This is a genomic window from Streptomyces mesophilus, assembly GCF_011044995.1.
Lineage (GTDB): Bacteria > Actinomycetota > Actinomycetes > Streptomycetales > Streptomycetaceae > Streptomyces > Streptomyces mesophilus.
The window spans coordinates 1-3780 of the sequence record NZ_JAAKZW010000395.1 but is presented as its reverse complement, the minus strand read 5'-3'; the positions used below and the strand labels follow the sequence as shown (position 1 = coordinate 3780).

Annotated in this window: 4 protein-coding genes; 3 read left to right on the top strand and 1 reads right to left on the bottom strand. The window is 72.0% G+C overall.

Annotated features, from left to right (window positions below; genetic code table 11):
• The first annotated feature begins 62 nt into the window (after positions 1–62).
• Positions 63–1004 carry a hypothetical protein gene (locus G6045_RS39775; protein WP_328708082.1) on the top strand — a complete coding sequence of 314 codons (942 nt, stop codon included), beginning with the start codon at positions 63–65 and terminating at the stop codon, positions 1002–1004.
• A 121-nt stretch (positions 1005–1125) separates the two neighbouring features.
• Here the strand turns inward: G6045_RS39775 and G6045_RS39770 are convergent, their stop codons facing one another.
• Positions 1126–1839 (bottom strand): GntR family transcriptional regulator, encoded by a 714-nt coding sequence (locus tag G6045_RS39770; RefSeq protein WP_165337120.1) that lies wholly within the window; start codon positions 1837–1839, stop codon positions 1126–1128.
• A gap of 190 nt (positions 1840–2029) precedes the next feature.
• Between G6045_RS39770 and G6045_RS39765 the strand changes: the two genes are divergently transcribed.
• On the top strand, positions 2030–3046 hold the full coding sequence (locus tag G6045_RS39765; RefSeq protein ID WP_165337119.1) for a BMP family ABC transporter substrate-binding protein: 1017 nt from the start codon (positions 2030–2032) through the stop codon (positions 3044–3046).
• On the top strand, positions 3043–3780 hold a 738-nt coding region (locus tag G6045_RS39760; protein ID WP_328708081.1), incomplete at its 3' end, for an ATP-binding cassette domain-containing protein. The genes G6045_RS39765 and G6045_RS39760, both read left to right, overlap by 4 nt.

The window sequence follows — 3780 nt, the reverse complement described above, 5'->3', positions numbered from 1 at the left end:
GGCAGGGAGCGGGCGGGCAGGGGCTTCGTCGGCGGGGCAGGCGCCGAGTCGCCGTCGCGGCCGTGGCGGCGCTGCTGGCCGGGGTCCTCGCGGCTCCCCAGGCCGTGGCAGGGGGCGGCGCGTCACCGGACGCCGGGGGCGACCACGGCTCCAGCGACGTCCTGCCGAGCCTGCGCCGCGACCTCGTCGCACACTACGACTTCTCGCACCCCGCCCAAGGTGACCCCGCCGTCGAACGCGACCGAGGCCGCTCCGGCACCGGCATCCGGCTCATCAACGGCGGCGCACAGATGCGTGTGCCGGACCAGGCGCACCGCCACAGCGGCAGCGCCCTCCAGGTCCAGCAGGTCAACCCGGCCACGGCCGGCAACGACGACTGGAAGGCCGGGATCCACGACGACCGTGGCGTCGAGTCGCTGCGCGCCTTCAGCGGAGCACGCGCCGCCACCGTGATGGGCTGGGTCAAGATGACCGGCGAGAACCCGAGCCCCAACTCGAACACCGCCGACCCCGGCGACCGGTACAACGCGATCGGTCTCGCCGGTGTCCTGTCCGGCGACTCCAACGGCCACGACGTCCGTGCCCTGCTCGAACTCATCCAGGTCAACGGGGAGTTGAAGCTCGTGGCCCTCGGCCGCCGTATCGACGGCGGCGCCTCCCAGACCTTCGCCGCCGAGGCCGACTGGCAGACCCTGCTGCCGCGCGAGGAGTGGGTCTTCCTCGCCGCCACCTTCGACTACGACACCGGCGAGATGGCCCTCTACCGCAACGGCCGCCCCCTGCCCGGCTTCTACACCCGCACCGACGACCCCTGGGCGCTGGCGGGCGCCCCCGAACCGGACCTGACCACGGCCAGCACCCCTCGCGGCCTCAAGATCGGCGGCAGCTTCCCCCAAAACACCCGCGAGACCAACCCATGCAACTGCCGCATGGACAGCCTGATGTTCCTCACCCGCGCAGCCTCACCCGAGGAGATCCTCGGTCAGTACCGTCGCGTGACCTAGTGAGAGGAGGACCAATTGTTCGGCCGTGCGTCCGACATGGGCGGAATGAGCCGAACAAATGGTCCCCCTGTCGTGGCTTGCCACCCGGTGGCGCCCGGTGGCGCCCGGTGTGCCGGGGGCGTCAGGAGCGGCGGCGTCTGCTCGCGGCTACGCGTTGGGGGTCGATGGCCGGGTGGGTCCACTGTTCGGCCAGGGCCAGGGATTCCGCGCGGCCGTCCACCACGTGGGCGTGGGCGAGGGACGCGGCGCGATCGCCGTCGCCGGCCGCGATCGCCTCGTACATTTCCTCGTGCTCCGCGCACTGCTGCGCCGGATCGCGCTGTGCGGTGAGCCGGAAGAGCCAGTGCGTGCGCGCCTCGAGCGGTCGCATCATGTTGGTGAGCAGCGGATTGTCCGCCAGTTCCACGATGTCCGTGTGAAAGCCCGCGTTGGCGGCCGCGATGCCGCCCCGGTCCTGCGCGGCGATCGTCGTACGCGCCTGGGTGAGCCGTGCCGCGAGTCGCCCGAGCCCCTCCGAGTCGGCGCGCTCGGCCGCGAGCCGGGCGGCCAGGGACTCCAGTGACTCCCGTACGTCGAACAGGTCGCGCACATCCGCCGGAGTGAACGGCGAGACCAGCGCGCCCCGATGCGGCACGAGTACCACCAGGCCGTCCGCCTCCAGGCGGCGCAGCGCCTCGCGCAAGGGGATACGGGACACCGCGAGCTCGGCGGCGAGGTCCCGTTCCACCAGGCGGGCGCCCGGCTTGAGTTCGGCGTCGAGGATGCGTCGGCGCAGCGCGTCGTATGCGAGATCGCGCAGCGAACCCCGTGCTGCACCCGCCTGGCCGGCCACCATCGCCAAGATCTTCCTCCGCTCGCCCCGGCTCCCACCCTAAGCGGACGGGCCCCCGGGTGCGTACTGCTAACCGGGCGCTAACACGCAGGCAACAAGCGGCTCCCAGACTGAGGGCGCGTAACGGTATACCACTAGCGGGTTCGCGCTGCCCCCGGCAACGGCGCGCGGCCCCTCCCTCTGGAGGCACCACGTGGCACTCACTCACCCCCGGCGGGCCCTCGCCCCCGTCGCGCTCCTGTCCGTCACGGGACTGCTCACGCTCACCGGCTGCGGCGGCAACTCTGCCGCGCAGGGCGGGGATTCGGGCTCGGCGACGCTCAAGGTCGGCGTCCTCTTCCCCGGCTCGCTGTCCGACGGCGGCTTCATGGAGTCGGCCTACCGCGGCTATCAGCGGGCCGCGAAGGAGCACAAGGGCAAGGTCGCGTTCAGCAAGGTCGAGCAGGTGCAGGCCGCCGACTACGAGCAGGCGCTGGTGCGCTTCGCCACCAGCTCCGACCTGGTGATCTCCCTGGGCGGACAGACCGATGCGGCGGTACGGAAGGTCGCGGCGCGCTTCCCGAAGGTCAAGTTCGCCGAGATCGGCGGCCCGGCCGACGGCAAGCCCACCGCCAACCTCGCCCTCTACGACCCGCAGCAGGCCGAGGCCGCGTACCTCTCGGGCGCGGCGGCCGCGCTCCTGTCGAAGAAGAAGACCGTCGGCTTCGTGGGCGGCGCCGAACTGCCCGCGATCGTGAACGCGGCCAAGGAGTTCGAGCGCGGCGCCAAGGCGGTCGAGCCGGATGTGAAGGTGCTCACGCCGCAGTACGTCGGTGACTTCAACGACGCGTCCAAGGCCAAGCAGTCCGCGCTCGCCGACTACAGCGCCGGCGCCGACGTGCTCGGCCAGATCCTCAACCTCGGCCAGAAGGGCGTCGTCCAGGCGGCCTCCGGCAAGGGCGGCACCCTCATCGGCGGGCCCATCCCGGCGGAGTGCGGCACCGCGAAGGCGTACGCCGCCTCGGTGGAGACCGACATCGGCGCCGAGATCGAGTACTCCACCGAGCAGCTGGTCAAGGGCAGTTGGAAGGCGGAGGCCGTGCACTTCGGCCTGACCTTCGACACACCGCAGAACAACATCCAGCTCTGCGACACCGCCGACCCCTCGGTCGCGAAGAAGCTCGACGAGGTGAAGGCCGACATCACGTCCGGGAAGGTCAAGACCCGGTGACGGCGGCCCTGGAGATCAGCGGACTGGTCAAGTCGTACGGCGGGATGCGGGCGCTCGACGGCGTGGACCTGATCGTCGAGGCGGGCACGGTGCACTGCGTCCTCGGCGAGAACGGCGCCGGAAAGTCGACACTGTGCCACGCGGTCGCGGGTTCACTCACACCCGACGAGGGGTCCTTGCGCCTGTACGGCGAGGCGTACGCCCCACGGCGTCCGGCCGACGCTCTCGCGGCGGGCGTCGCCATGGTGCACCAGCACTTCTCGCTGGTCTCGACCCTGACCGTACGGGAGAACCTGCGGCTGCTGCGGCTCCCCGAGTTGCCGGCGCGGATCGAGCGCGTGCGCCAGGCGTACGGGCTCGAGCTCGAACTCGACGCCGTGGCAGGGAAGTTGCCCGTGGGCGTGCGCCAGCGCGTCGAGATCGTCAAGGCGCTCCTTCGCGACCCGCGCCTCCTCGTCCTCGACGAGCCGACGGGGGTGCTCGGGCCGGCGGAGACGGACGCGCTCCTGGAGACCTGCCGGCGGATCGCGGCGGCCGGACACGCTGTCGTGCTCGTGACGCACAAGCTCGGTGAGGCGGTACGGGCCGGTGACGCCGCGACCGTACTGCGCGGCGGACGGGTGGCGGGCGACGGACCGATGACCGAGCTGTCCGCCGAGCGCCTGGTGCCGCTGATGATCGGGCGGTCGGTCGGCGCGCTGGATGCGACGGTGGCGGGGGCGGTGGGGCTGGAG

Bases quoted from the DNA above. Each gene is read 5' to 3' on its own strand.
- G6045_RS39770 (WP_165337120.1), bottom strand. From the start codon at position 1,839: ATGGTGGCCGGCCAGGCGGGTGCAGCACGGGGTTCGCTGCGCGATCTC.